The following is a 22,637-nucleotide window of genomic DNA, read 5'->3' on the forward strand; positions in this document are numbered from 1 at the left end:
CGTGTTGCTGCGTCGACTACAAAAACCCCGGATTTGATGCTGGCAAAGATTTTATCCAACAAAGTTTTTGTCTTTATTGAAGATTCTTCGGCCGGTTTCCGCTTGGCGGAGCCTTTTGCGGCTGTCTTTTTCCTGGTCTTATTCTTACTGTTCATCCCGTGTGATCCGAAAAAACATGTTATACACTACAAAATAACAAATAAAACGTCTGTCACAGAAACGATAATTATTCTGTCATCTGTTTTTACTACAGATTTTATGGATCGCGTTTCTCCCGAAATACGGAATCTTTTTATAAGTCTTTGCAATGAATCATTTTTCACTAATATCATGGTAGTTTTATATTATTCAACGAATGGCTATGTTTGTCAATACGAGGGTAACAATATCCATGTTAATCCCGCCTTTTATCCTGGCGTGCGGAACTTCTTCATTACAGCCATCGTTTACAATGACCCGCCGGCGAAGCAACGTTATATTACCCACCTTGCGCATAGCGCGAAATGGGTAATATAAGGAATGAGGAAATGGAATGAGGCGGGAGATCTAAGGACGAGGTGCGTAGTGCGTGATGCGTGAAGCGGAAGGGGGTGGAGGTTACGAGGTAAGGACGAAGAGGACTTTGTAACCGTTGGTGAGATTATTGAGGGGCTGCAACTACAGCATTATAGACAAAAAAACGGGGAGGGATCTCTCCCTCCCCGATAAATAGGTTTTCTATAAACGGGTCTTTCAGGGCCTGCCAGTTATTCTACGAGCCCCACCTTCCGGTGTGTCCGCTAAATCACGGAGGTGTGATCATCTCCGTCGGTACTACCGAATGCTGCTTGCTCCACGTACTCCCGTCGTGCTCATAAAGTCCTGACGGATAGGTAGCAAAGAAGTCAAATCTTGAGGTAAACATGTCCGTTGGAACCGTTGAATGGATCTTCGACCATGCGCTGCCGTCCCACATATAGAGCCCCGATGGCCAGGTAGCGTAAAGCCTGGAACCTACACCCACCATCTTCGTCGGAGCGCACGTATGGATCTTTGACCATGCGTTTCCATCCCAAAGATAGAGCCCCGATGGCCAGGTAGCGTAAAGGATGGGACCTAAGGCGACCATGCTTGTGGGGACCGATGAGTGAATCTTGGTCCATGATCCCGTGCCCTCATAATCGTATTTATAAAGGCCAAGTCCGGTGAAGTTCGCATATAACGTCCTGCCGCGAAACCCATGGCGGGCCTTTGTCCAGGGCCTCGTAGCTTCAACCACCCACATATCTGACTGCTTCATCAGGCCAAAACCTTTTATAAAAAAGTGTTAAAAACGGGCGGGTGAGAAACTTCTTCCTGTATTTCATACCGGCGGACAGTAATCATAGCTCCGAACCTCGATACTGCAGCGATCTGGAACTTCACGCCATTCGTGTTATCACCATACGACCAACCGTATCCTCCCGGCTTCCCGACTTCAAGAAATTTGTACGCTATGCCGGTGCCGGTATTGCATTGCCAACCCTTGGTCTCGATCACCCTGAGGTAATGCGATGTAGTTTTGCTGTCGTTGTCGTAATTCTTTTCATCTACCTTATAGAAATCGTTTCTCCCATATTGGCTTTGGCTGCCGGCGCCGATGGTCATTGTCACAAGCCAGTTTTCGCCATTCGATTTTTGCCTTGTATACTTGGTCGTATGCCCGGTCTTGAATATCCAGAACGGTTCGGCAAACACTGCGGTGGCAATCAAAAGAAAAAAAGCCTGTTAACAAAAATACTTTTAATTTTGAGCACATAATAGTTTTCCCCCTTTTAAAATAAATTAATTTGGATTTTGTTGCTGAAATCTTGCCCCTGGCGGTGCGAGCTAATAAGCCCACTTTGATCTCTTTTATACTCTTATAGCACAAAAAAAGGTTTGTTCACTAAAGACGGGGTACTGTCAGGAAAGGGCAACATCGTGGGTAATAAAAAAGGGGGAGGGAACCGTCCCTCCCCGATATATTAGTTATCTTGAGGACCCGTCGGTTATGCAGGTCGGGTATTCTCGACGTTCCCGCCCCATCACGGAGGCGTGATCATCTTTGTTGGAATTGCAGAATGAATCTTGCTCCATGCTGTCCCGTCGTGTTGAAAAACCCCAACTGAAAAAGTGGCATAGAACATCAATCTCGATGCGAACATGTTGCTTGGGACCGTTGAATGGACTTTCGTCCACGTATTGGTGACGTTCGTCCACATATAGAGCCCCGATGGCCATGAGCAATAGATCCTGTTGCTCACGGCTACCATCTTTGACGGAACGGCCGTATGGATCCTGTGCCAAACGTTCCCGTCCCATAAGTAGATGCCCGAGGGCCAGACGGCGTATAGGATGGGGCCCGCGGCTACAATATCCGACGGAACAGAGGAGTGGACCTTCTTCCATTCTTTGGTTCCTTCATAATCATACACATAGATGCCCGATGGCCAGACAGCGTACATTGTCAGTCCGCGATTGCCGTGCTTCGCCTGCGTCCAGGGGGCATTGTCCGGCACCCACCGGTCCACTTCTTTTATGAGGCCGAAGCCCCGCTGGAAATGTGAGAAGTTGGGCGGGTTGGTCGTCACACCGTCGACATCGAGCTTGTAGGAGCGGATGGCGTAATTGTTTCCGCCGTTATACTGGGCGACGACCTGGTACTTCATCGTCCCTCCGCCCTCGGCAGGATGATCCCAGCCCGTCCCCTCCGGCCCTGTCTGGAAGAACTTGTATTCCGTGCCTCCTACGCACCGGAAGCCGGAGGTATCGTTCACTCCGAGCTGTATCGTTTCGGTTTCTCCGGTGTTTTCATAATTCCATTCATCCACTTCGTAATACTGGGCGCTGGTACAGGAGCCGCCGGGCGCCACCGCGTTCTTGACCGTCATCGTCACGGGCCAGCTTGTGCCGTCCCATTTCGCCCTGGTGTACTTTGAAACATGTCCCGTGTGGAATGCCCAGAAAGGCTCAGCGTCAGCAACAGCGGCAGCAGCAAAGAGAAGACATGAAACCAATATCAATACCTTAAACTTTGAAGACATATTAAACCTCCCTCAAAGAAAGATTTTGTTGTAGATCGCTCTATCAACAACACAGCTTCGCTATCAGAGATATCCAACCCCACTATTCATATGTATTGTAGCATAAAAAAGAAAAAGCGCAAGTGCTTAACATATTAATACCTTAAAGAAACTGTCCGGCTTTTTTCCTCAATCATCACAAACATTTATCCAAGGTATACCGGTATCGTCTCTTCACCCCCCGTCAATACTATCCTGTCTGCCTCGATCAGGGGCCTCTCGCTACCGTACCTGTTCCTTTTCTTCAGTTCCCCGCCTTTATGTTCGTCGGCTCCGTGGAGTGGAGCCTGGACCAGGTGCTCCCGTTCCACTGGAAGAGGCCCGATGCCCAGGCAGCATATATGGTGTTGCTCCCTGCCGTCATGCTGGAGGGGACCGTTGCATGGAGCTTGGACCAGGCGCTCCCGTTCCACTGGAAGAGGCCCGATGGCCACGTGGCGTAGAGATTGGCGCTTCCTGCAACCATACCGGTGGGGACAGCAGCATGTATCTTCGTCCATGTAATGCCGTTCCACTGGTAGAGCCCTGATGCCCAGGTAGCGTAGAGGTTGGTGCTACCTGCAGCCATACCGGTGGGGACAGCAGCATGTATCTTCGTCCATGTAATGCCGTTCCACTGGTAGAGCCCTGATGCCCAGGTAGCGTAAAGGGTGTTATTTCCCGCCGTCATTGCGGTGGGGACAGCAGCATGTATCTTCGTCCATGTAATGCCGTTCCACGCATAGAGGCCCGATGCCCAGGTAGCGTAAAGGTTTGGACCTGAGGCGGCCATGTTTGTCGGAACAGCAGCATGTATCTTCGTCCATGTCGTGCCGTTCCACTGGTAGAGGCCTGATGCCCAGGTGGCGTAAAGGGCTGAGCCTGAAGCGGCCATGCTTGTCGGGACCATCGCGTGGAGCTTTGACCACGTGTTCCCGTTCTCTTGATAGAGGCCCGATGCCCAGGTGGCGTAGAGGGGGGAGGACGCTTCTGTGGTAAATCCTTTAAGACACACGTTGTCTTTATCATGGGTTCCAAGCGTTGTCAGGTCTGACCAGGGACTACCGCTGCTGCTGATGAAGCTCTGTCCGGCAGAGGCCGTAGCGCTACCCGAATAGTTCTCGATCCAATGCTCAAGCGAGATCGGATAGTTTGTGCCGGGCGCGGTCAGCTTGACGACGATGGAGAACCTTCCACCGGATGCGAGGTAAACCGGGGATGACAGGTCAATAGTCGTATAGCCGGGATACTGTATCGTGCCTGTCTCCGTCGCGGCAAGCGTCCCGCTCCTGGGGACCCCTGCCGTTACCCCTGTGTAGATGTAGATCTCATAAGGAGAATTAGCCGAAGTATTGTGAAAACTGACGGCAACCAGACTTTCGCTCGCCTGTGCAGTAAAGATGTTGGCAAACCAGCCGGTTTCACTTGAATATCCTATCTGAGACGTCCATCCAAGCGGGTCATATTGGTAGATGCGGCTGTAGTTTGTCACAGGTTCGGTATTGTAGAACAGGTAATTTGTTGTATATGCCAGCTTGGTATCATAATAGGAGATATAGAAATACCCCCCGTCGCCAAAACCAGACCCCCAGCTATTCCTGACAATAAAGGCTCCGTTCCCCGGGGGGGCGCTGGGAAAGTTTGCGCTGCTGTAATTATCATCCCAGCCCACGATTGCGACGGCATGGTTGGAGCCGGATGCACCGTAATAGTAGTAAGCGTATGTACCTTCATTATAATAGCTTGCGTCCTGGCTTATATACATCGTTGCATAAACGGCGCCGGCCGACATGACGGCGTTCTTCAGATTGTCGTTGTCCGACGATGATGTGCGCTGCGGGATGTATATGACCCCCTGGACATGCTTCCTGGGCAAAAGCCCTGGAGGGGACACTCCTGAGCCGGCGTTGTAAGTATCGTCCGCTTCGTTGACGGGGCCGCTCCAGCGGGCGAGGTATGCCGTCGCCATGTCCCCGTTGCCTCCGCTGTCGTATCCCCAGTCGAACCCGTGCGTGTTCTTCATGTGGTTCTCGGAAAAATCGTCTGTCTCGCCGGTGAGAAGGTTGGACTCCACCGAGCCATAGGTCGCGAAGGTCCAGCATGTATTGCCGGTACTCTGGTCCCTGACCGGCGTGAGCTTCCCCTGGGTTCTCAGGTCATACGAAACAGGAAATCCTAATCTGAGAGGGGCTTCTGCCAGCTCCTGGACCTGGGGGGCGCCAAAGATATTGATGCCTGCGAGGTAGTCAAGGTTCAGGGGCGAAGGGACCAACCCCAGGCCGCGGCCCTCATGGGTAACACCAGTCGCCATGACCCTTTCCTTCTGGAGGGCTTCCATATATGAAAGAAACTCAGGGTTCATCGGCGCGGAGACCAGCTCACCTTCCGCAAAGGCATAGCCGCCGCAGAGGGATTGCAACAGCATCAATGCAAAGGCTATCAGAAGACAGGTTCTACAGATATTTCTTTTTGTTTTTTCCATGGTTTACCCCGACATAGTATGTTGCATTTGGCAATATTGTTATACAACCACTAACGTATGTCAAGCTGAAAAACAACCCAATATTTTCCTTTGGCAGTGGTAACTTCATTGTATGTTTGCGGGAACATTGAAAGATTACCGGGTAATTCAATTTCTTAAGGTATGCATATGTAAAACACTTGCTTTCCCTCTTTTATTGTGCTTAATTAATGCTATAAATAGTGGATTATATATTTTCTTTCAGCTCAGTACTAAAGGCACATTATCTGCACAAAATACACACCGAAATTTTTATAAAAGGAGGAAGAACAATATGTTCTCAAAACTAAAGGTATTTGCGCTAATTGGATGTTTTATTTTTGTCGCTGCCGCTATTGCCGATGCCGCACCATTCTGGCAGTTCCACACTGGTCATACTATAAAATTTACCAGGGCAAAATTTGACGGCACGAGCTGGCCTGTAACGATGACGATCGGCGCTGGCGGCCAGAATCAATGCGGAAGAAGTGATTATTACCAGGTAAGTGAATGGAATTACGACAACGACGGCAATACCGGTTATAAGTATCTCAGGGTGACGGAAGACGCGGGTTATCAGTGCGACACCGGCGTGGAATACAAGTTTTTCCAGACCGGGCCGGAAGGGACCGGTTGGTCGTATGGTGATGCGACTAATGGCGTGAAGTTCCAGGTTGTTTCCCAATCGGGACAAGGAACTCAATATGTTATTCGCCGACAAGCAATAGAGGGTGGAGTTAATCAGCCTCCTGTTTTTAACCAATTTCAAAAAAATTTCGGTCTGATGAAAGAGGTCGACAATTGGGTAAGCGACAATGCCCCTTGGACGCAGGCACGCCATGGTAATCGTGGTAAAACGGCATACGCCACCTGGGCATCGGGGCTCTATGCGTTTGATTATGACGGCACCGGGACATGGACCAAGATCCATTCAGTTGCCCCGACAAACATGGCCGCTGCTGGTCCCATCCTGTATGCCACCTGGGCATCAGGCCTCTATGTGTGGGACGGGAGCACATGGTCCAAGATCCATACGGCTGTCCCGACAAAGATGGTGGTCCTTGCGGATTCCACGCTCTATGCTACCTGGCCATCGGGGCTCTATATGTGGGACGGCAGCGCATGGTCGAAGATCCATTCAACGGTTCCAACAGACATGTTCGCCTCGAGATTTAATCTCTATGTCACTTGGGCATCGGGACTCTATACGTATAACGGGACTACGTGGAGTAAGCTTCATTCGACAGTACCGACGGATATGATCACCCCTCCGTGATTGAGCGGTACGCTGGAGGGTAGTGTTTAGCAACGGATCAAATAGATTAGGGCGTTCTTCAATATTGCTCAAGAACGCCCTCAATTCAAACAAACCTATAATAGATTAAAATGGATAATTAGTGGGTAACCCCTTCCCGCTTGACGACCTTCAGGAAGGTCATGTATAAGATCTTCATATCAAACAAGAAGGATCGGTGTTGCAGATAATAATCGTCGTATTCTACTTTGATGGGGATCGTAAGGATGTCCCTGCCGTTCACCTGCGCCCAGCCAGTAATCCCGGGAACAAGCATATGGATGCCCTTTTTTGTTCTCAGTTCGATCAGATCATACTGGTTATACAGCGCCGGCCTCGGACCGACCAGGCTCATATCACCCTTCAGGACACTCCACAATTGAGGGAACTCATCGAGGCTGAATCTTCGCAGAAGTGGTCCAATGGGCGTAAGGTATTTATCCGGATCATCTAAAAGATGTGTAGCAATAGGAGGTGTCTCGATCCGCATTGTCCTGAACTTCGGCATCCTGAATATCGTGTTATTGATGCCCACCCTGTCCGACCAGTGCAGCACAGGCCCCTTCGAGGTCAGCCTCACGAGCAAAGCGATGATCAGCAGCGGGATGCTGATAATCACCAGGATAACGATCGCCGCAAGAAGGTCAAAAATACGTTTCATTTCTATTTTAATTTCCTGAATCTTTATACCATGACACTTCTCGCTTTATTCCTTCTTCCAAACTTACATTAGTTTTAAAATCAAAAGCCTTACAAAATTTATCCCTATTGTAATAATCATCAGCCAACCACTTTTGTAGAGTATCGTATACAGTACTAAACTTGCCATGATTTAAAGAAAATCTTTTCAATATTTTAGCAAAACCTAACGCAAAAGATGAGGGTATATGTAATGAAGGCACTCGTTTTCCTAAAGCAGTAGCAATGGTTTCCACAATATCCTTCATAGTACAAGCTGGTCCAGAAACATTATAAATATTTATTCCAGGTTGAGGTTTGTTAATAGCTTCAACACATGCCCGAGCGGCATCCTCTCGATGAAGAAGGCTCTTAGGATTCTTACCTTTACCGACCCAGACAAATCGTCCTCGATCTATTGATCGAATAAGACGGGCCACATTGCCCGGATCCTCCTCACCGTAAAGTGTTGCCAGACGCAAAATTGTGAGATCCATCCCTTCTCTCTGGCAAAGACCGGTAAGCAGCTGTTCTGCATTCCATTTGCTTTCCGCATATGGTCCTTCCGGAAAACACTCTGAGTCCTCATTTTTTCCGTGTGACTCACCACCATAAACAGAAACTGAGCTTATAAATATAAAATGTTGCACTCCGGCTCTGATCGCAGCATGTGCAACATTTTTCGTACCTGCAACATTCACTTCATAGAAGGGCGCCCCTGACGCTTCATATTTGTTAAAGATATGCGCCAATCCCGCGACATGACACACGCAGTTCGCTCCATCGAATACTTTCGACAAACTGAGAGGATTAAGAATATCGGCGGGGATGTAATCAACACCAGAAAATTTCAATTTGCCAAACCGGTCAGTTGCAATTACCGACAAACCAGCGTTAACCGCTTGACGAACAATTGCCGAGCCCAAAAAACCATCAACACCGGTTACTAATATATTGCCACATATCATGCTATTTTAGCTTTTTACCATTCCATCCATGATTGTAAGATAAGCATTTAAAATCTTTTTATAAGAATATTTACTTTCGGCCATATCTCGTGCTTTTTTTCCCATTTCTTCAATCAATGCAGGATGTGACTTTGCCATTAAAATAATATCAGCTATCTTAGCAGGATCATCAGGGGTGGCAACCCATCCCAATCTTTCTTCCTCCACTGTTAATGCTACTTCTGAATTCTCATCAACTATCGCAATGATCGGCTTTCCTGCTGCAAAAATATTATACATTCGACTTGGAACGGAAACTCCAAGCATTCCTGGCATCAATGAAACAACCGCTATGTCGCAGGCATTTAGAAAATTAACCTGATCACTTCGTGGCCTGTTACCAAGTACAGTTATATTTTTCATATTGCTCTTTTCAATTTGTTCCACAAGCCATTCCTTTTTTGCACCAGAACCAATAAATAAAAAATGAATGTCTTTATGAACTTTTAGTTGCTTTGCAACCGCAAATAGACATTCAATGCCTTGAACTCTCCCTATATTGCCTGCACACTGCACTACAAATTTGTCAAATAATCCGAGTTCTTTCAATAGATTATTAGTAGCTTTCGGGATAGGGCTAACCTCATCTACATCGGCCCAATTTGTTATTACATTTATACTATTGTTATTACCATTCATTTTGTTCGCAACAAGCGAACGCATATCTCTTCCCAAGGTAATAATACAATCGGCTTTTTTATAAAGATATTTAGTGCTCCTATTAAGCATATTAAAAAGTATGCCATTCCTTGATATGATATCTGATACAACCAAAATATCGGGATATACGTCATCAATTCGAATTAAACATTTCGATTTTCGCATAAGACATGCAAATACTGCAATGTATGGCAATAATGGTGGATTAGTAACCACTAAGACAATATCGCCTCTTCTCATTTTTATGATGCATGTTATAAAAATAGATAAACTTATTGTTACTATATTAATAATTCTCAAAAAAAGATTGTTTTTATTGAATGTAGTTGAAAAGCAACGATAAATTTCCACATTATTATGAATTTCACGTCTTGGAACGTATATTCCACGTGAAGCATAATTAGGTTTGGAACTCAGAACTTTAACGCTTAATTCTTTTGCTAATGCCTCTGCAATCTTGGTCATATAATGTCCCGTTGATGTTTCCTCCGGATAATATAATTCAGATATAACCCAAATGTTTTTGCTTTTTAGCATAGTATTACCCTAATTCATCTTTTTACAGTCACTCCAAATGCTGCAGCGGACATACCCGGAGGAAACTCTGCATCGCGACGAATGTTTTCCCAGTTGTCTTTAAACCATTGAATTGTGATATTCAAGCCGTCCTGAAAATTCATCTTCGGCTCATAATCCAACAGTTCTTTGGCTTTGCCTATTGAGGCAAGTAGTCTTTTCTTTGTATCCCATATCCTCCGTTCAGCCCTGACGATCCCGGCCTTATTTCCGGTTAACTCGTTGATAAGTTCAGCCATCTGAAGTATATTCACTTCACTGCCTGATGCGATATTCATCTCCTGACCTATTGCTTGTTCGTAATAACTTGCCCGCAAGAGCGCATCGACTATATCCAGAACATATGTAAAATCTCTTGTTTCATCGCCATTACCTGTAAAGGGTAAAGGCAATCCGGAGAGAGCTCTGAATATAAAATTTGGAATTACATTACGGTATTGTCCGGGTACCTCGCCAGGTCCATATGAATTAAAAAAACGCGTTTTTACGATCGGCAAACCGTAATGATGATAAAAGAAATTCCCATATAATTCACCCAGCATTTTTGTTATTTGATATGGTGTTGTCAGATGCATGGACATAAAATCTTCCTTCAATGGCAATGGCGCAGCCGAACCATATATCGAACAACCCGAGGAAGCATACACGAGCCTATCGGTTCCTGACATCTGGGCATACTGGTAAACAAGTAATGTGCCTAAACCATTGATAATTAAATCGTGTTGAGGAAAATCAACAGAATTTTGATTAGCAAAAAAGGCTGCCAGATGGTATGCGATGTCTGGTTTAAGTGCAAAAACACGTTTTAAGGCAACTTCGTCCGTGACCGAACCTTTCACGAAAAGCACATTTGGCAACGAAGGGATATTCCACTCATAGGCAGCAGACATATTGTCAAAAACAATAACCATTTTTGCGTTGAGCCCGGCTATCGCCTTTGTTAAGTTCGACCCAATTGCTCCGGCACCACCGGTAATCAAAACAATCTTGCCTTCATAATGTTTTTTATAATCTTCCATAAAATATCTCCTGCAACTTTTAATATTTATTTATTATAAACTTTCCTTGCCCATGCCACGTAGCGCTTGATTCCTTCATATATATCTATCTTCGGATCATGTTTTAAATCCCTGCGTGACTTCGAGAAGTCAACAACCTTCACTCGTGTAGTAAATCCTTCTTCACCTTTGTATTCCGCCAAACTCGGACTGGCTCCAGTCTCTTTCAAAACAATATCGGCAAGTTCCTCGATACTAATTGACCATTCTTCCTTGCTACCGATATTATAGACTTCACCGGGAATAAAATTATCCGTAATGTTAGCAAAGGTCCTGCACGTGTCTTCAACATAGTCAAAGATTCTTTTATGACCTCTGTATACTGTGAATGGTTTGTTCATAAGACAGTGGTAAACAAAAATAGGGATAACACCTCTGTACCTACTGTAATACTCGTGCGGACCATAGCAACCTACAGGACGTACACGCACGACTTTGACGCCGAACATTGCTGTATGATTTAAACATTGTAGCTCACCGGCCCATTTCGTTATTGCATAGTCATTCATTTGTTTTATTGGTATGCGCTCCATTACATCTTCTGACATAAGTTCTTCATAGTCACCATACACCTCTGCGCTGGAAAAAAATATCATCTTGAACCGATGTTGTTCCTGTAATCGCAACATGTTTTTGGTTCCAATCACATTTGTACGCCAAAGGTTTTCGTAGTGGTCTTCGCCATTCCAGCGGCCGTATTCAGCCGCAAGATGATATACATAGTCAAATTTGTATTGCCTGCAAATAACATCCATTTGCTGATAGACACCAGTATCTGCCTTCAGGTGCTGAAGGTCTTCTCCTTGCAAAATATCACTTGTCCATACATTATAACCACGTGATCGTAATTCATTTGTCAAATTGGTACCAATAAAGCCTCTTCCGCCTGTTAATAAAATATTAGCCATTACTTACCTCTCTATTCTGTCTATTTTTTACAATACCATCCAACGCTTTCTGAGAAAAGATTGAATGGAATAAAACGTCTTATTGGATAATCTAACAAATTAATAAATGTCTGTATCCAGAAAGGAAATCTTACATGGTTTAAGGTGATTCCTCTAATACAAACTTTTTTAAAATTTGTTTCAGTAAGTATTTTGTTTAAACAAAGTGGTGAGATAGGTCTTTCTCCTTCCACTTTTCCTGTAACGTTACCCATAATTTTATGCAAATAAGCAAAAATCCAGCTTATTGGGTACAATGAGGAGGGTTCGAGAATGGCCAACACCCCTCCTTTACGTAAGATTCTATAATACTCTCTTACGAAAGGTTCAAATCCAATATCATGAACATGATGAAGAAACAGAGCGCAAATAATAATATCAAAAGACTCATCTTCATAACCAGAAGTTAAAATATCCCCTTCTTTTTTTGTTACTACGTTCGGACATTTACTAAGAGCTATCGGCGAAAGATCAATTCCGCAAATATTTTTATAAATACCTTGCAGATATTGTAAATCATAGCCATCTCCTAAGGGTGCCATCAAAACATCGGCGCCATTTTTATAATACTCTTTTTTAATAAACCTATACAAAAAACTATAAAATCTTATTTTTTTTACATGATTCTGCAACCAGTGTCTTTCACGAGAAGCAAATAACGGATGAGATGTCCAGTGGCCAGAATCTATATAAAACTTTTGTTCATGCCAGGCTTTTTCTACATCGAAATCCTGTCTCTTCGTTTCATCCATCGTTTCGTTAATTCTCTCCTTGTAAAGTAATAGTATAGTTAAAGTATCGATAATAATTACTGAATGGGTCTCGTTCTAAATAGATACATGATATCATGTAGCAGTTTTGCCCATCTTGAGAAATAAAAAAAGTGTGTCAGTTTTTTGGAATGAAAGGCAGCAAGGGCCGGATAATTCCAAATATCTCTCTTTAAAGTAAACTTTCTCTTTAAAGTTTCTATATCACCAATAATTTTGACATCTTCTCTTTTAGGCAAATACCCGTAGTAATCAGCCATTTTCAAGTGACCGACACGCCACCAATTAAACCCCATCATTTCTGTGACAACCATATCAAAGGCACCAAGTGAATTGGAGGCAACAAGCCAGTTGATTTCTATCGGATCTCCCATCATGGGGCCATTATTGTCTAACCCATATTTTCCATCTAAAAAAGCATAACGAAACTTAAGTTTTTCGCAGACCTGTCCTATAATCTCATCAAATACATAGTGATTCTTAATTCTCATTGTATCGGGAAGGCAACCCCATTGATTCTTGAACGAAAGGGTGATTCCGGTCATACAATGCACCTTCGGAAGTGGGCATGTGATAGAAAAATCAATATCAGTAAAAAACAACTCCGGCAAACGAACAGGATAAGGTTTGCCATATGCTTTAAGTTCAATTTCTTGTGATGGAAGTTCTGAAAGGTTAACTATTTCAACATTCGGGTATGACTTCTCAATATTGTAAAAACCCATATTATGCATGGCCTCTGTCATAGAAAAACTGTTGTAACCGCCTTCGCCTTCACCAATATAGATTTTTGTGGAAGTATTGATCTCCCGTAAAGCAGCGACAAGCGCTTCTATAAATTCCTTCCTTGTTGTTACACCTTTTTTGTAAGTATTATATGTAAGGTTAGGCTTGATAAAAACAGCTTTAGCTTTTCTAAAATCCTCTTCAAAAGATAACGATGAGAAAGACTCGCCAAATTGTTTCACAAGTAAGTCGGGCGGTTCCATAAGCCTTCTAATATCAACGATTGCTTTCATTGTTTTATGAATTTTTTTTTAGTATCTTACTATATAGCACAAGGTGCTTATTGATTATTTTTTCCCAAGTATAATTTTCGTATACATACTTACGAAGATTCCTTCCCATTGATTCCAACTGGCCTGGTCTGCTAAAAAATTCAGTTAGTCCCCTTTCCAATCCATCAACGGTTGCAGGTACTACTTTTCCGCCATTAATATCTTCCACAATATTAAAACCACAGCGGTCGGTTAATAATACAGGGGTTCCTGTAATACCAGCTTCAAGGGAGACTATTGACATGGCTTCCTGCCGCGAAGGAATTGCCAATAAATTTGCTGCATAGTAGGCATTTACCTTGTCAGTTCCACCCACATATCCTATGAAATGAACCTTATTGCCTACACTTTGTTCCTGAGAAATTTTCTTTAATTCAGGAAGCATGTCTCCATCTGGGCCTGCAAAAACCAAATGATAACCGATGTTTTGTGAATTTGTTACATTACAGAATGCCCTTAGAAGAAGATCTGGCCCTTTTATTGAAGTTAATCTGCCCATAAACAAAACAAAAGGCTTGTCTCCTATATTAAACTTTTTACGAAAAGTATTTTCATGGACATCATAAAAATCATCGGGATTAATACCGTTAGGAATAATTGATATTTTATCGGTATGGACACCGTATTCACGAAACTGATCAATTTCATCCGGAGATATCGCAATACATCCATCTGCATTTCGAATTATCCGGTAACCAATAAGCAGGTTATAAATTTTTTTTATTTTTTCTGACCTTTTATGATATGGGAGGGAACCGGCGGGACATACAACATATGGTTTTTTCATGCGACGTGCGATAATGTACACAACTGCATTTAAGAAGGTCCAATGATTCATGAGATGTATAATATCTATGCTCTTTACGATTTCTCTAATTTTTCTATATGAGAACATCGGAATATAAAATCTTTTCACCAAGGTAGAAAGCGCTATAACGTCTACTCCTTCCAATTCATTTATACGTTGGGGTGTCAAACCAATATCTGTCGTGACCACTTTACATTTTAACCCCGCCTTCACCAAATGCCGGCTCATTTGGAATGTTCTCTCAACGCTGCCTCCTCCACGAACAGGATCAAGCGACATATTCACATTCAATACCTTCACTTTGAAGTTACCCCTATCAAACCGGACATCCTTTTAACTTAATCAAGAACCAGTCAAGTCTTTTCAGGCAGCATCCAACATTTTTTAAGTGGTTTGCTGCTTCAATTCATACCTCTGCCCTTCTTGAACTGTACGTTTCATTATATGTTACCTCTATACTGAAGGTTTACTGTTTTTGGGGGACAGGTCAATTGCACCAAAAAATCACCACAAAAAGTAGCGTTGTATCTCAGAATCAATACCCCGTGCAGAACCAAGTCCGTCAATATCTGAAATAGGGCATTGAGGATCCATTTCTACAATGTCGGATGCGAGCGCTCAATCCATTCCCATGCCAGCCGCTGCGGGAGACAAGAACCAAAGAACCTTTCCCGTATCAGCGCATTAGCGTAGCCAGATTGTAAAAGAGCTGTGCCGAAACTAAATGCGCCAGCCAGTTTGTTTCCTGCCGCAAAATACAAGGCTCGTGCATTAGCCCAGTTACTACGCCTTTCAAATACCCCTGATTCTTGAATCCGCTTCTCAACCCAAGATAAAAACTCATTCCATTCATTTTCACTTCCATTGACAGATGGGTCTTTGTAACCCGCCTTTTGCATAAAATGGCAGATTGTTGCTAAGCTGCCATAAAAAAGCTGTCTCCGTCCGCGATCATCGTTAGAAATTTGAGCCGTATGTTTTCTGTTTCGAACAAGCGGAATAGGCAAGCAAGCAATTTGACCTCGCATTGACATTTCCAACCATAACCGCCGATCTTGTGCTCTGTGAAATCTCTTATTATATCCACCTACCTGTCTTGCCGTATCGGAACGATAAAAAGCAGATGAATGAGGGAAAAACCGTTGCAACCTTTCCAGATGGCGCAATAGCACCTGGTGGTTGGTTGGATAGATATGTCTTTTAATCACACGGCTATTCTCATCGATTTCAAGAAAACCGGTGCCAAGAAGTATCACATCGGCATGTTTACGGACAAAGTTCATCTGCTCCTCAAGCCGTTTCGTTTCGCAGAGATCATCCGCATCTAAACGGGCGATCCATTTTCCTCTGGCATGTGCAATACCCACATTGAGAGAATCGGCTAGTCCCGTATTGTTCTTGGATATGGCCACGATGCGTTCATCCCTATCGCGATAACTCTGTATTATTTTCCACGTTTCATCTGTTGAGCCATCATCAACTATCATAAACTCATAATCTTCAAATGTCTGTGCCAGCACGCTGTCTATAGCCTCTCGCAACCAACGATCTGCATTGTGGCAAGACATAAGGACGGATATTTCCACGTATTGCATTTTCAGATTCGCTTAATCCGATTAATTAGGCTGGAAAAAAATGAATACGAACTGGGAGGCAAAAATGTTGCACACCAAAAAATAAGATATTTCAGACTACTATATTGTTTGAATGCATGGAAGAAGTGAGAGCGAGCTAAACGAAATTTACGAGCACGTAGTTTGGCTCTACCGAAGAAATAATTGACAACAGCTTCTTCCTTTTTGCCAATTTGTCTCTGATCGGACCGACGGCTATGGCATAATGTCGACAGCCCTAGTAGATTATTCTCAAAACGAAGCTGTAAAGCTTGAAACACGAAAGTGGTATCAGCATTTGAACATTCAGTTCCTATAATAACCGATGGGAATACCCTTATTGGTTTATAACGCACAAGCTTTGCAATGAAATCCCAAAGATATGCTGTTCCAAAGATGCTGTCAACTCCACCAATCTGCCTAAAGTAGTAATTAGAACATCCCCATACTCTACGGTCTATCTGTTTTCCAAAATCAAACCAAGATCTTAACTCAATCAAACTATTTACCAATGTAGGCTTTCTTACGCCATCTGATCGGAAAACCCCTGAAACATTATTCATCAGTTCTCGTTGAAAGTCATGTAAAGTCTCGGCAGCAATATTTTCATCAAACTCTGCAAACAAAAGGTACTCTGATCTTGTTTGCAACACATTATTCAGCATATCAATTTCCTGGGTGGGGTGCACGGTTCTGATGGTAAATGGATATTTATGGTTCAGTTTAGTCAATTCCAATACCACGTCATCGTCTCCGCTACAATTAATAATGAACAAGTCAGGATTGCCTAATTTATTTTTAATATCAAGTATTTTATCCACTAAACCTTTGCAATATTTTTTGATAATTAGTACTAATGTTGTTATCGCAGCATTTTTGGAATGTTCTTTTCCCATTTTCTTCATTAGTACGGGCAGCATAACATTTGCGGTGTCTTCTACGCCAACCGGGATCTTATAATCTTCTCCTCCTACAAATCTATCAACTAAATCGTTGTGATTCTTCTGGTATATCATACCATTTGATGTAATCTTGGCGTAGTTATCATCCTGTATAAGCTGCCAATAAAAAGAGCTAAATGGTATACCAGTGAAAACACCCGTGCCAAAAGAGTATGGTTTAAGCCTGTGAGCAAAAAGGAAAGTCTCGTATCGTTCTTCGTCGGTCTCAGTTGGCACCCCGAGAACAAAACTTAAATAACAACGTATACCTGCTTTTCTCGACCAATTGATAACGTTTTCAACTTGTTCAAGAGTAATTCCTTTTCTCATGTAATCCAATACTCGCTGCGATCCACTTTCGGCACCTATATAAAATCCCCGGCAACCTGCCATCCCCATTAGTTTGACCATATCTTCAGTTAATGTATTTGCCCTCGTTTCACAAATCCATGGGAGATCTATGTGTCTTGACAACATCTCCCCGCAAAACTCTTGTATACGCTTACGATTCAGAGTAAAGTTATCTTCTCGAAAATATATGCCTTGAGCATTAAAGTCCTTTTTCAATCGTAATATCTCTTCAATGATTCTTACAGCAGACTGGTATCTATAACGATTACCCCATATAGAACTAACAGAACAAAATTGGCAAGAAAATGGACATCCTCGGCTAGTATTCAAGGTAAGTACACTGTTCTTATTAATCCACGCATTCCTAAAATCATAGGGTAATGAAATAAATTCTTCATAAGGTATAAACGGTAAGTTATCCATATCTTGAACTTTAATTCCATCTATGATACGGGAAAAATGTTCTCCATTCGCTATTTGACAAATTTTTTCTTCACCTTCACCCTTAACAATATAGTCCACAAACTCCGGAATAGATTCTGGAAAGACAGAGGGGTGAGGCCCTCCTACAACAATCTTACCAGACCATTTTGTTTCTTCACGAAGTTTCTGGGCTATCTTTAGCAGAGCAATACCTCCCGCATAACATATTGTGTTCATAGAGACTGCAAAAAGGTCTATTGACTGACCGGCTAAAATTGACCCTATCTCACTGATGGAAGTTGAATTCAAATAGAGGTCCCTGAAAACAACTTTGTGGCCACTATTGCGAAGGACTGAGATAAGGTACCCCAAGCCCAAGGGTGGCGTTTTTTCCAAAGTCGAAAATGAAGTTTGCTCAATTACAGGGGAAGTTGCTAGAAGAATTTTCATCGCGTATTATTACTATAACTTATAAGACGTTATTACGAAAAATAACTTTTGATTCTCAAACAATGTTCATCCTAACAATTTAATCCAAGACTTGGGGAGCAACCCTTTAAATCCCCACATAGTAATGCCTTGTTGTATCTTATCGCCAGGACAAATTACAATTTTATCCGCACCTTTGCCCAACCATGCCCCCCACCAACTAAACGTGCTGTTGGCAATAATGAAATGTTTGCATCTAGTCATCAGCCATAGATCAGCATAAGCGTTTTCATCTCCCCGATTATGTAAGACAAAAATTGCCCGGCGTTCGGGAAGAGCAAGTTTTGAACGGGTAGCCTCAGGATTATCTGAGAATACAAAGTAACATGGCGAATTGATCTTGCGTTCCATCATAGTAACGGCGTACCGATAGTAATCGGCCACAATATTGTGGGATACTGTTCTTCCTGGTACATCAAACCAACGTACATGCAAAGCTACGGCTTGGCTGTTGCAAATTTTCTCAGCGATGTGCTGGTTCAAAGCATCTGTGGGGGGTATGATCCGTAGGTCTTCCCGGATAGTCTGCTCTATATCTTTGAAGTAGTTTTCACTTTGCCAAACACCATCCATATAGAGCACCTTTTTTACCTTTAACGAGAGGAGCCGAGAGTCAAAATCCATCCCTTCTCGCACCAGGTATCGCCTTTCCGTGAACGGTTTCCCACGGGACCACCACTTTAAGACTCCTCGCCGATAGCGTTCAAAAGGTTCTAGCCGCTCGGCTGGCGTCGCCTTGCGGGCAGGGATGATAAAATGATCCAGCATGTAGCGTCGACCATAGAGCCTATCACGGACGAAACCCGACACGTCATCAATAACCAGTTCGGCATCATTGACAAGAGCCACACGGCGGGCTACAGCGTAGCAGAAGAGTTGGTTGCCAAGTCCGCCTTTGATGCGAGCGATAACCTTGATCATGATAAAAATTTTAGAAGATACGTTGCATTATTTTTTTATCGCCACGCAATGCCAGCCAAAACAGGCGAGATCATCCGCCTTCCTACCGCCCCGCACCTTAAAATACAATAAACCCAAGATACCCAAGACGTAGGCCAACGGCCAGTTCCAGTTACCGCACTGACGTTCCATTCCGCCCAGGCGTATGAGTTCCTGCCGGAGGTAGGCATACCAGTCCCCGTTGGGAATTAGCTCTACAATCTCAAAACCACACAGGTTCAAATGGTGCTCATACCAGTACTTGGAAAACCCCGTACAATAGTGGTACGGAGCCATGTGCACCAGCGAAGCAAAGGGGGCCGTAAGAATCAGGGTGCCTCCTGGTTTTAGCAATCGTGCAAATTCATCGAGGGCATGGGTGGGCTCGGGAATATGCTCCAGTACTTCACTGCACAGGATAGCATCGAAAGAGGAATTCGGTTCCGGGATTATGGCAATGTCGCACACCAAATCAATCTGGCTAGTATCCCATTTTCCAGTTTGCAGACCCTTGCCATCTCCCCCGCCCGCATATTGACAGAAGTCCTGAGAGACATAAGAAAGATGGTTGCACAGCGGTCGATTGCGCAACTCACCAGCCCCGACATCGATAATGCGCGCCCCTTTCGGCAGAATAGAAAGCGTTTTCTTCAACCAAGCTTGGCGATTATTTTCATTGATGTTAGTGTAAATCTTCATGATTTAATACCTCTTTAAATAAACTTTCGGAATAAGTACCAGGTTAGTTCTACCACCTATCTTTTTTCAACCAAGCAACGACCTCATCCCGGCTTCCTGATCAGATACTAGCATTAGTGAAATCCACTTGGGTGCTTAACCCAACCATGTTTCAGAGAAGGTAAAACGTAGATTATTTATTTCATTATAATAACGGGCACAAGTTATAAAGGACCCAGATTATTATGCCGCGAAGAAAGATATGAGTATGGACGCTGAACTGCTTTAAATACAAATCTATTATTTAAAAAGTTAACAGTAAATAATAGAAGTAGTGTAATCATAAAATATCTAAAAAAGAAAAATGATGTTATATTCATCCATATAATAATAATCCATACACATGACAAATAAAATCCCGCGATTCTAAATCCTCTCACTGAAAAAATATATTCTACTAACAAAAAAAGATACGTCATAAAAATAGTTCCTATAAATACCAACAGTAAATTTTTCGAAACATAAAGCAATCCGAGCATGCCGATTGTCATACCATATGCCCGCCCTAGGGTTTGTATATTAATATTATAAACATTGATCGGTATGTTTACATCGCCAGTATTAAAAAAAACTTGAAAGAATGTATAAATACCAGCAAGAGAAGAACTCATGACTGCCATTAACTCTCGGGATCCCTCGATTCGTGAAGTCAACATTGACGCCATAAATGAAAAGGGAGCGCTTAAATCAATAGAACTCAAAACATTAAAAAACAGGGTAACATCATAAATATCCTGTCCTTCTTGATAAATCATGCCTCTAAAAACCTCGATAATTACTGCTCCCGACAATAAGACTAAAAAAATAACACTGCCACAAAGTAAATGTCTCGCTTTAAGGCCAAATTCATTTCTATTTGCAACCATATATAGAACAACAATCATACTTGGAATGAAAACGGAACTTCGACTTAAACTAAAAACTGCTATCAATCCAGTTAAGCCAACAATCAATGCAAGTATGAGATAGAATATGTTTTTTTCACGTTTGGTATGTGCAATATCAAGGAGTATAACTCCCATTGCCGGGAAAAACATTCCACGAAAATATAACATAATCCCAACGAGTTTGAATGGAAGTCTCTGTTCTTCCTCGGTAGCGAATCCGTGAATACCAATTCCCAGATATTTCATAAGTAAAATCAATGCGAGAAAAGCAACGAACCAACCAATAATAAGTTTCTTGAAATACGCATTACTGATTCGGTTCTGCTTTTTAATGATTACACATTTAACTTTTGAAGAAACAAAATATTTGAAAGAAACCAACCCAAATAAAATGCCCGAGAATCCAACGATTACAATAATATAAAGCTCCAAAAACTCCTTAAATGAGAAACCGAAATTACCAATAGCCATCCACCCAGATGTTTCCAATTCAGTATAGTTATAGATATTGACAGCCAGCTTGAGTAAAAAGCCTATCGCAAAAAGTAACACCATTATTAGTGGCGACAGGAATGTTCTTTGCATGCTGACTACATATACAAACATCATAAAGATAATCACATACAGTGCCGTGATTATCGAAATATCCATGTCTTGAGTACAAAAAATACTTAGCAGGAGGCAGATTGAACTCAAAGCACAAAATATGCGCACAATTCTTCTCAGCGTGACACTTTGTTGGTTGCACAACTCCGAGGTTGATATATAGGCAGGATTACTGTTCATTTGCTGCAAAACAAGTTTTTATTAAACCATGGCCTGGTAAAAATCGCAAGCGTAGTTTCATGCCTGCGGGACACCTTTATCCCATTGTCCCTGCGAACAGTTTTTTGCAAACTATCAGATCAAGCTACTACTACAATCTTCCTATTCCTACCAATTCTTCCCCTAGTCCACATTTTGCGGCAAGATAGCCTAAAGGGTAGCAAGCAAAAGAAAGCCAAGGGGGGTAGTAATATTTCGCTGCCGCTTGTTCTCGGTATTTCCACTGCATTATACTTGATGGCAGCCATGATGGGGGATTATAATCGTAAATCTGAATATCTTTAAAACCCACTTTTGATAGCAACTGCTTTAAGGATTTACGCGTAAATAGTTGCAGATGAAATGGTATCCACGCAGAAATTGAGTTCCCTTTCAAAAGCCGCATGCTCAAGCTTCTGCCATGCGGCACGTAGATCATAAGTTGCCCCTCCCTACAAAGGAGGCGACGGCATTCCTTAATAACTTCTTTTGGATTCGGCACGTGCTCAAGGGCGTTATCAATACGAATATAATCAAAATAGTTATCAGGCAGATCGGCCTCTTGCAGTGCCCCTTGAAAAAAATGTCCCTGCGGCAGCAGATCCTTGCAAAGTCGGATGGCATCAACCCCAACATCCACACCCCATATTTCGTAACCACGCCCAGCAAACTCAAAAAGCTTTGCTCCGCTCCCGCAACCCAGATCCAAAAACCGTTTATTTTCTAGCAACACCCGTTCTAACGGCCAGGAATGGGGCCGAAAACGACTTTTGCGTAAAGCCTGCTTCCATTTTGGCACAAGTTGTTCAGCCTGTTGCCTTAATGTAACTGCATCTGCTTGTCCTGCGTTTGTGTTGTGGTCTTCATCCATCGAAGAATAATACTTCACGATCTCTTCCCACGGCGGCCGCTCCCGTAGATAGACCAAAGAACATTCTTTACATTGTACATAAGTACCGGAGCAGTCAATCTTATCTCGCCGATTGTGATCACGAAAAAGAAAACTAAAGTTAGAATTTCCGCAAACAGGGCAG

20 protein-coding genes are annotated in these 22,637 nt (G+C 43.0%); 2 read left to right on the top strand and 18 right to left on the bottom strand.

The annotated features are described in order from the left end of the window. The coding region (locus tag PHU49_01725) for a hypothetical protein (GenBank protein ID MDD5242710.1) at positions 1 to 516 on the top strand (516 nt) is incomplete at its 5' end. A gap of 268 nt (positions 517 to 784) precedes the next feature. Here the strand turns inward: PHU49_01725 and PHU49_01730 are convergent. From PHU49_01730 to PHU49_01745, 4 genes are all read right to left on the bottom strand, one after another. Beyond that, positions 785 to 1,264 (bottom strand): hypothetical protein, encoded by a 480-nt coding sequence (locus PHU49_01730; GenBank protein MDD5242711.1) that lies wholly within the window; start codon positions 1,262 to 1,264, stop codon positions 785 to 787. Between the two features lie 29 nt (positions 1,265 to 1,293). After that, positions 1,294 to 1,731 carry a hypothetical protein gene (locus tag PHU49_01735; GenBank protein MDD5242712.1) on the bottom strand — a complete coding sequence of 146 codons (438 nt, stop codon included), beginning with the start codon at positions 1,729 to 1,731 and terminating at the stop codon, positions 1,294 to 1,296. Between the two features lie 314 nt (positions 1,732 to 2,045). Continuing rightward, positions 2,046 to 3,044 (bottom strand): hypothetical protein, encoded by a 999-nt coding sequence (locus PHU49_01740; protein ID MDD5242713.1) that lies wholly within the window; start codon positions 3,042 to 3,044, stop codon positions 2,046 to 2,048. 283 nt (positions 3,045 to 3,327) lie between these two features. Next, complete coding sequence (locus PHU49_01745; GenBank protein MDD5242714.1) at positions 3,328 to 5,544, bottom strand: lectin like domain-containing protein; 2,217 nt, start codon at positions 5,542 to 5,544, stop codon at positions 3,328 to 3,330. Positions 5,545 to 5,857: 313 nt separating this feature from the next. Between PHU49_01745 and PHU49_01750 the strand changes: the two genes are divergently transcribed. Further along, entirely contained in the window at positions 5,858 to 6,838 is a 981-nt protein-coding gene (locus PHU49_01750) for a hypothetical protein (protein MDD5242715.1), read from the top strand. A 118-nt stretch (positions 6,839 to 6,956) separates the two neighbouring features. Here the strand turns inward: PHU49_01750 and PHU49_01755 are convergent, their stop codons facing one another. From PHU49_01755 to PHU49_01820, 14 genes are all read right to left on the bottom strand, one after another. Further along, a complete protein-coding gene (locus PHU49_01755; GenBank protein ID MDD5242716.1) occupies positions 6,957 to 7,517 on the bottom strand; it encodes a sugar transferase in 561 nt (186 codons plus the stop codon). Between the two features lie 7 nt (positions 7,518 to 7,524). Further along, the gene (locus tag PHU49_01760) at positions 7,525 to 8,502 is read right to left on the bottom strand and encodes an NAD-dependent epimerase/dehydratase family protein (protein MDD5242717.1); all 978 of its coding nucleotides are present in this window, start codon (positions 8,500 to 8,502) and stop codon (positions 7,525 to 7,527) included. Between the two features lie 6 nt (positions 8,503 to 8,508). Beyond that, a complete protein-coding gene (locus PHU49_01765; GenBank protein MDD5242718.1) occupies positions 8,509 to 9,738 on the bottom strand; it encodes a glycosyltransferase family 4 protein in 1,230 nt (409 codons plus the stop codon). Between the two features lie 14 nt (positions 9,739 to 9,752). After that, the gene (locus tag PHU49_01770; protein MDD5242719.1) at positions 9,753 to 10,796 is read right to left on the bottom strand and encodes an NAD-dependent epimerase/dehydratase family protein; all 1,044 of its coding nucleotides are present in this window, start codon (positions 10,794 to 10,796) and stop codon (positions 9,753 to 9,755) included. 26 nt (positions 10,797 to 10,822) lie between these two features. Continuing rightward, positions 10,823 to 11,743: an NAD(P)-dependent oxidoreductase gene (locus PHU49_01775; GenBank protein MDD5242720.1), complete on the bottom strand. Its 921-nt coding sequence runs from the start codon at positions 11,741 to 11,743 to the stop codon at positions 10,823 to 10,825. Positions 11,744 to 11,763: 20 nt separating this feature from the next. After that, the gene (locus PHU49_01780) at positions 11,764 to 12,534 is read right to left on the bottom strand and encodes a class I SAM-dependent methyltransferase (GenBank protein ID MDD5242721.1); all 771 of its coding nucleotides are present in this window, start codon (positions 12,532 to 12,534) and stop codon (positions 11,764 to 11,766) included. A 56-nt stretch (positions 12,535 to 12,590) separates the two neighbouring features. Further along, positions 12,591 to 13,541 carry a DUF362 domain-containing protein gene (locus PHU49_01785; protein MDD5242722.1) on the bottom strand — a complete coding sequence of 317 codons (951 nt, stop codon included), beginning with the start codon at positions 13,539 to 13,541 and terminating at the stop codon, positions 12,591 to 12,593. A 34-nt stretch (positions 13,542 to 13,575) separates the two neighbouring features. Beyond that, positions 13,576 to 14,718: a glycosyltransferase gene (locus PHU49_01790; GenBank protein ID MDD5242723.1), complete on the bottom strand. Its 1,143-nt coding sequence runs from the start codon at positions 14,716 to 14,718 to the stop codon at positions 13,576 to 13,578. A gap of 296 nt (positions 14,719 to 15,014) precedes the next feature. Continuing rightward, positions 15,015 to 16,013: a glycosyltransferase gene (locus PHU49_01795; protein MDD5242724.1), complete on the bottom strand. Its 999-nt coding sequence runs from the start codon at positions 16,011 to 16,013 to the stop codon at positions 15,015 to 15,017. 2 nt (positions 16,014 to 16,015) lie between these two features. Further along, positions 16,016 to 18,196, bottom strand: coding sequence for a radical SAM protein (locus tag PHU49_01800; GenBank protein MDD5242725.1), 2,181 nt, complete (start codon positions 18,194 to 18,196; stop codon positions 16,016 to 16,018). A gap of 66 nt (positions 18,197 to 18,262) precedes the next feature. Then, positions 18,263 to 19,156 (bottom strand): alpha-1,2-fucosyltransferase, encoded by an 894-nt coding sequence (locus PHU49_01805; protein MDD5242726.1) that lies wholly within the window; start codon positions 19,154 to 19,156, stop codon positions 18,263 to 18,265. 27 nt (positions 19,157 to 19,183) lie between these two features. Beyond that, positions 19,184 to 19,873 (bottom strand): methyltransferase domain-containing protein, encoded by a 690-nt coding sequence (locus PHU49_01810; protein ID MDD5242727.1) that lies wholly within the window; start codon positions 19,871 to 19,873, stop codon positions 19,184 to 19,186. 203 nt (positions 19,874 to 20,076) lie between these two features. Further along, positions 20,077 to 21,408 (bottom strand): hypothetical protein, encoded by a 1,332-nt coding sequence (locus PHU49_01815; GenBank protein MDD5242728.1) that lies wholly within the window; start codon positions 21,406 to 21,408, stop codon positions 20,077 to 20,079. A gap of 307 nt (positions 21,409 to 21,715) precedes the next feature. Next, on the bottom strand, positions 21,716 to 22,492 hold the full coding sequence (locus PHU49_01820; GenBank protein ID MDD5242729.1) for a class I SAM-dependent methyltransferase: 777 nt from the start codon (positions 22,490 to 22,492) through the stop codon (positions 21,716 to 21,718). Positions 22,493 to 22,637 lie beyond the last annotated feature (145 nt).

This window comes from Syntrophorhabdaceae bacterium (genome assembly GCA_028713955.1).
Classification (GTDB): Bacteria; Desulfobacterota; Syntrophorhabdia; order Syntrophorhabdales; family Syntrophorhabdaceae; genus UBA5609.

Excerpts from the sequence above, each read along its gene's own strand:
- PHU49_01730 (MDD5242711.1), bottom strand. The coding sequence starts at position 1,264 with ATGTGGGTGGTTGAAGCTACGAGGCCCTGGACAAAGGCCCGCCATGGG.
- PHU49_01740 (MDD5242713.1), bottom strand. The coding sequence starts at position 3,044 with ATGTCTTCAAAGTTTAAGGTATTGATATTGGTTTCATGTCTTCTCTTT.
- PHU49_01745 (MDD5242714.1), bottom strand. The coding sequence starts at position 5,544 with ATGGAAAAAACAAAAAGAAATATCTGTAGAACCTGTCTTCTGATAGCC.
- PHU49_01750 (MDD5242715.1), top strand. The coding sequence starts at position 5,858 with ATGTTCTCAAAACTAAAGGTATTTGCGCTAATTGGATGTTTTATTTTT.
- PHU49_01755 (MDD5242716.1), bottom strand. The coding sequence starts at position 7,517 with ATGAAACGTATTTTTGACCTTCTTGCGGCGATCGTTATCCTGGTGATT.
- PHU49_01760 (MDD5242717.1), bottom strand. The coding sequence starts at position 8,502 with ATGATATGTGGCAATATATTAGTAACCGGTGTTGATGGTTTTTTGGGC.
- PHU49_01765 (MDD5242718.1), bottom strand. The coding sequence starts at position 9,738 with ATGCTAAAAAGCAAAAACATTTGGGTTATATCTGAATTATATTATCCG.
- PHU49_01770 (MDD5242719.1), bottom strand. The coding sequence starts at position 10,796 with ATGGAAGATTATAAAAAACATTATGAAGGCAAGATTGTTTTGATTACC.
- PHU49_01775 (MDD5242720.1), bottom strand. The coding sequence starts at position 11,743 with ATGGCTAATATTTTATTAACAGGCGGAAGAGGCTTTATTGGTACCAAT.
- PHU49_01780 (MDD5242721.1), bottom strand. The coding sequence starts at position 12,534 with ATGGATGAAACGAAGAGACAGGATTTCGATGTAGAAAAAGCCTGGCAT.
- PHU49_01785 (MDD5242722.1), bottom strand. The coding sequence starts at position 13,541 with ATGGAACCGCCCGACTTACTTGTGAAACAATTTGGCGAGTCTTTCTCA.
- PHU49_01795 (MDD5242724.1), bottom strand. The coding sequence starts at position 16,013 with ATGCAATACGTGGAAATATCCGTCCTTATGTCTTGCCACAATGCAGAT.
- PHU49_01800 (MDD5242725.1), bottom strand. The coding sequence starts at position 18,196 with ATGAAAATTCTTCTAGCAACTTCCCCTGTAATTGAGCAAACTTCATTT.
- PHU49_01805 (MDD5242726.1), bottom strand. The coding sequence starts at position 19,156 with ATGATCAAGGTTATCGCTCGCATCAAAGGCGGACTTGGCAACCAACTC.
- PHU49_01810 (MDD5242727.1), bottom strand. The coding sequence starts at position 19,873 with ATGAAGATTTACACTAACATCAATGAAAATAATCGCCAAGCTTGGTTG.
- PHU49_01815 (MDD5242728.1), bottom strand. The coding sequence starts at position 21,408 with ATGATGTTTGTATATGTAGTCAGCATGCAAAGAACATTCCTGTCGCCA.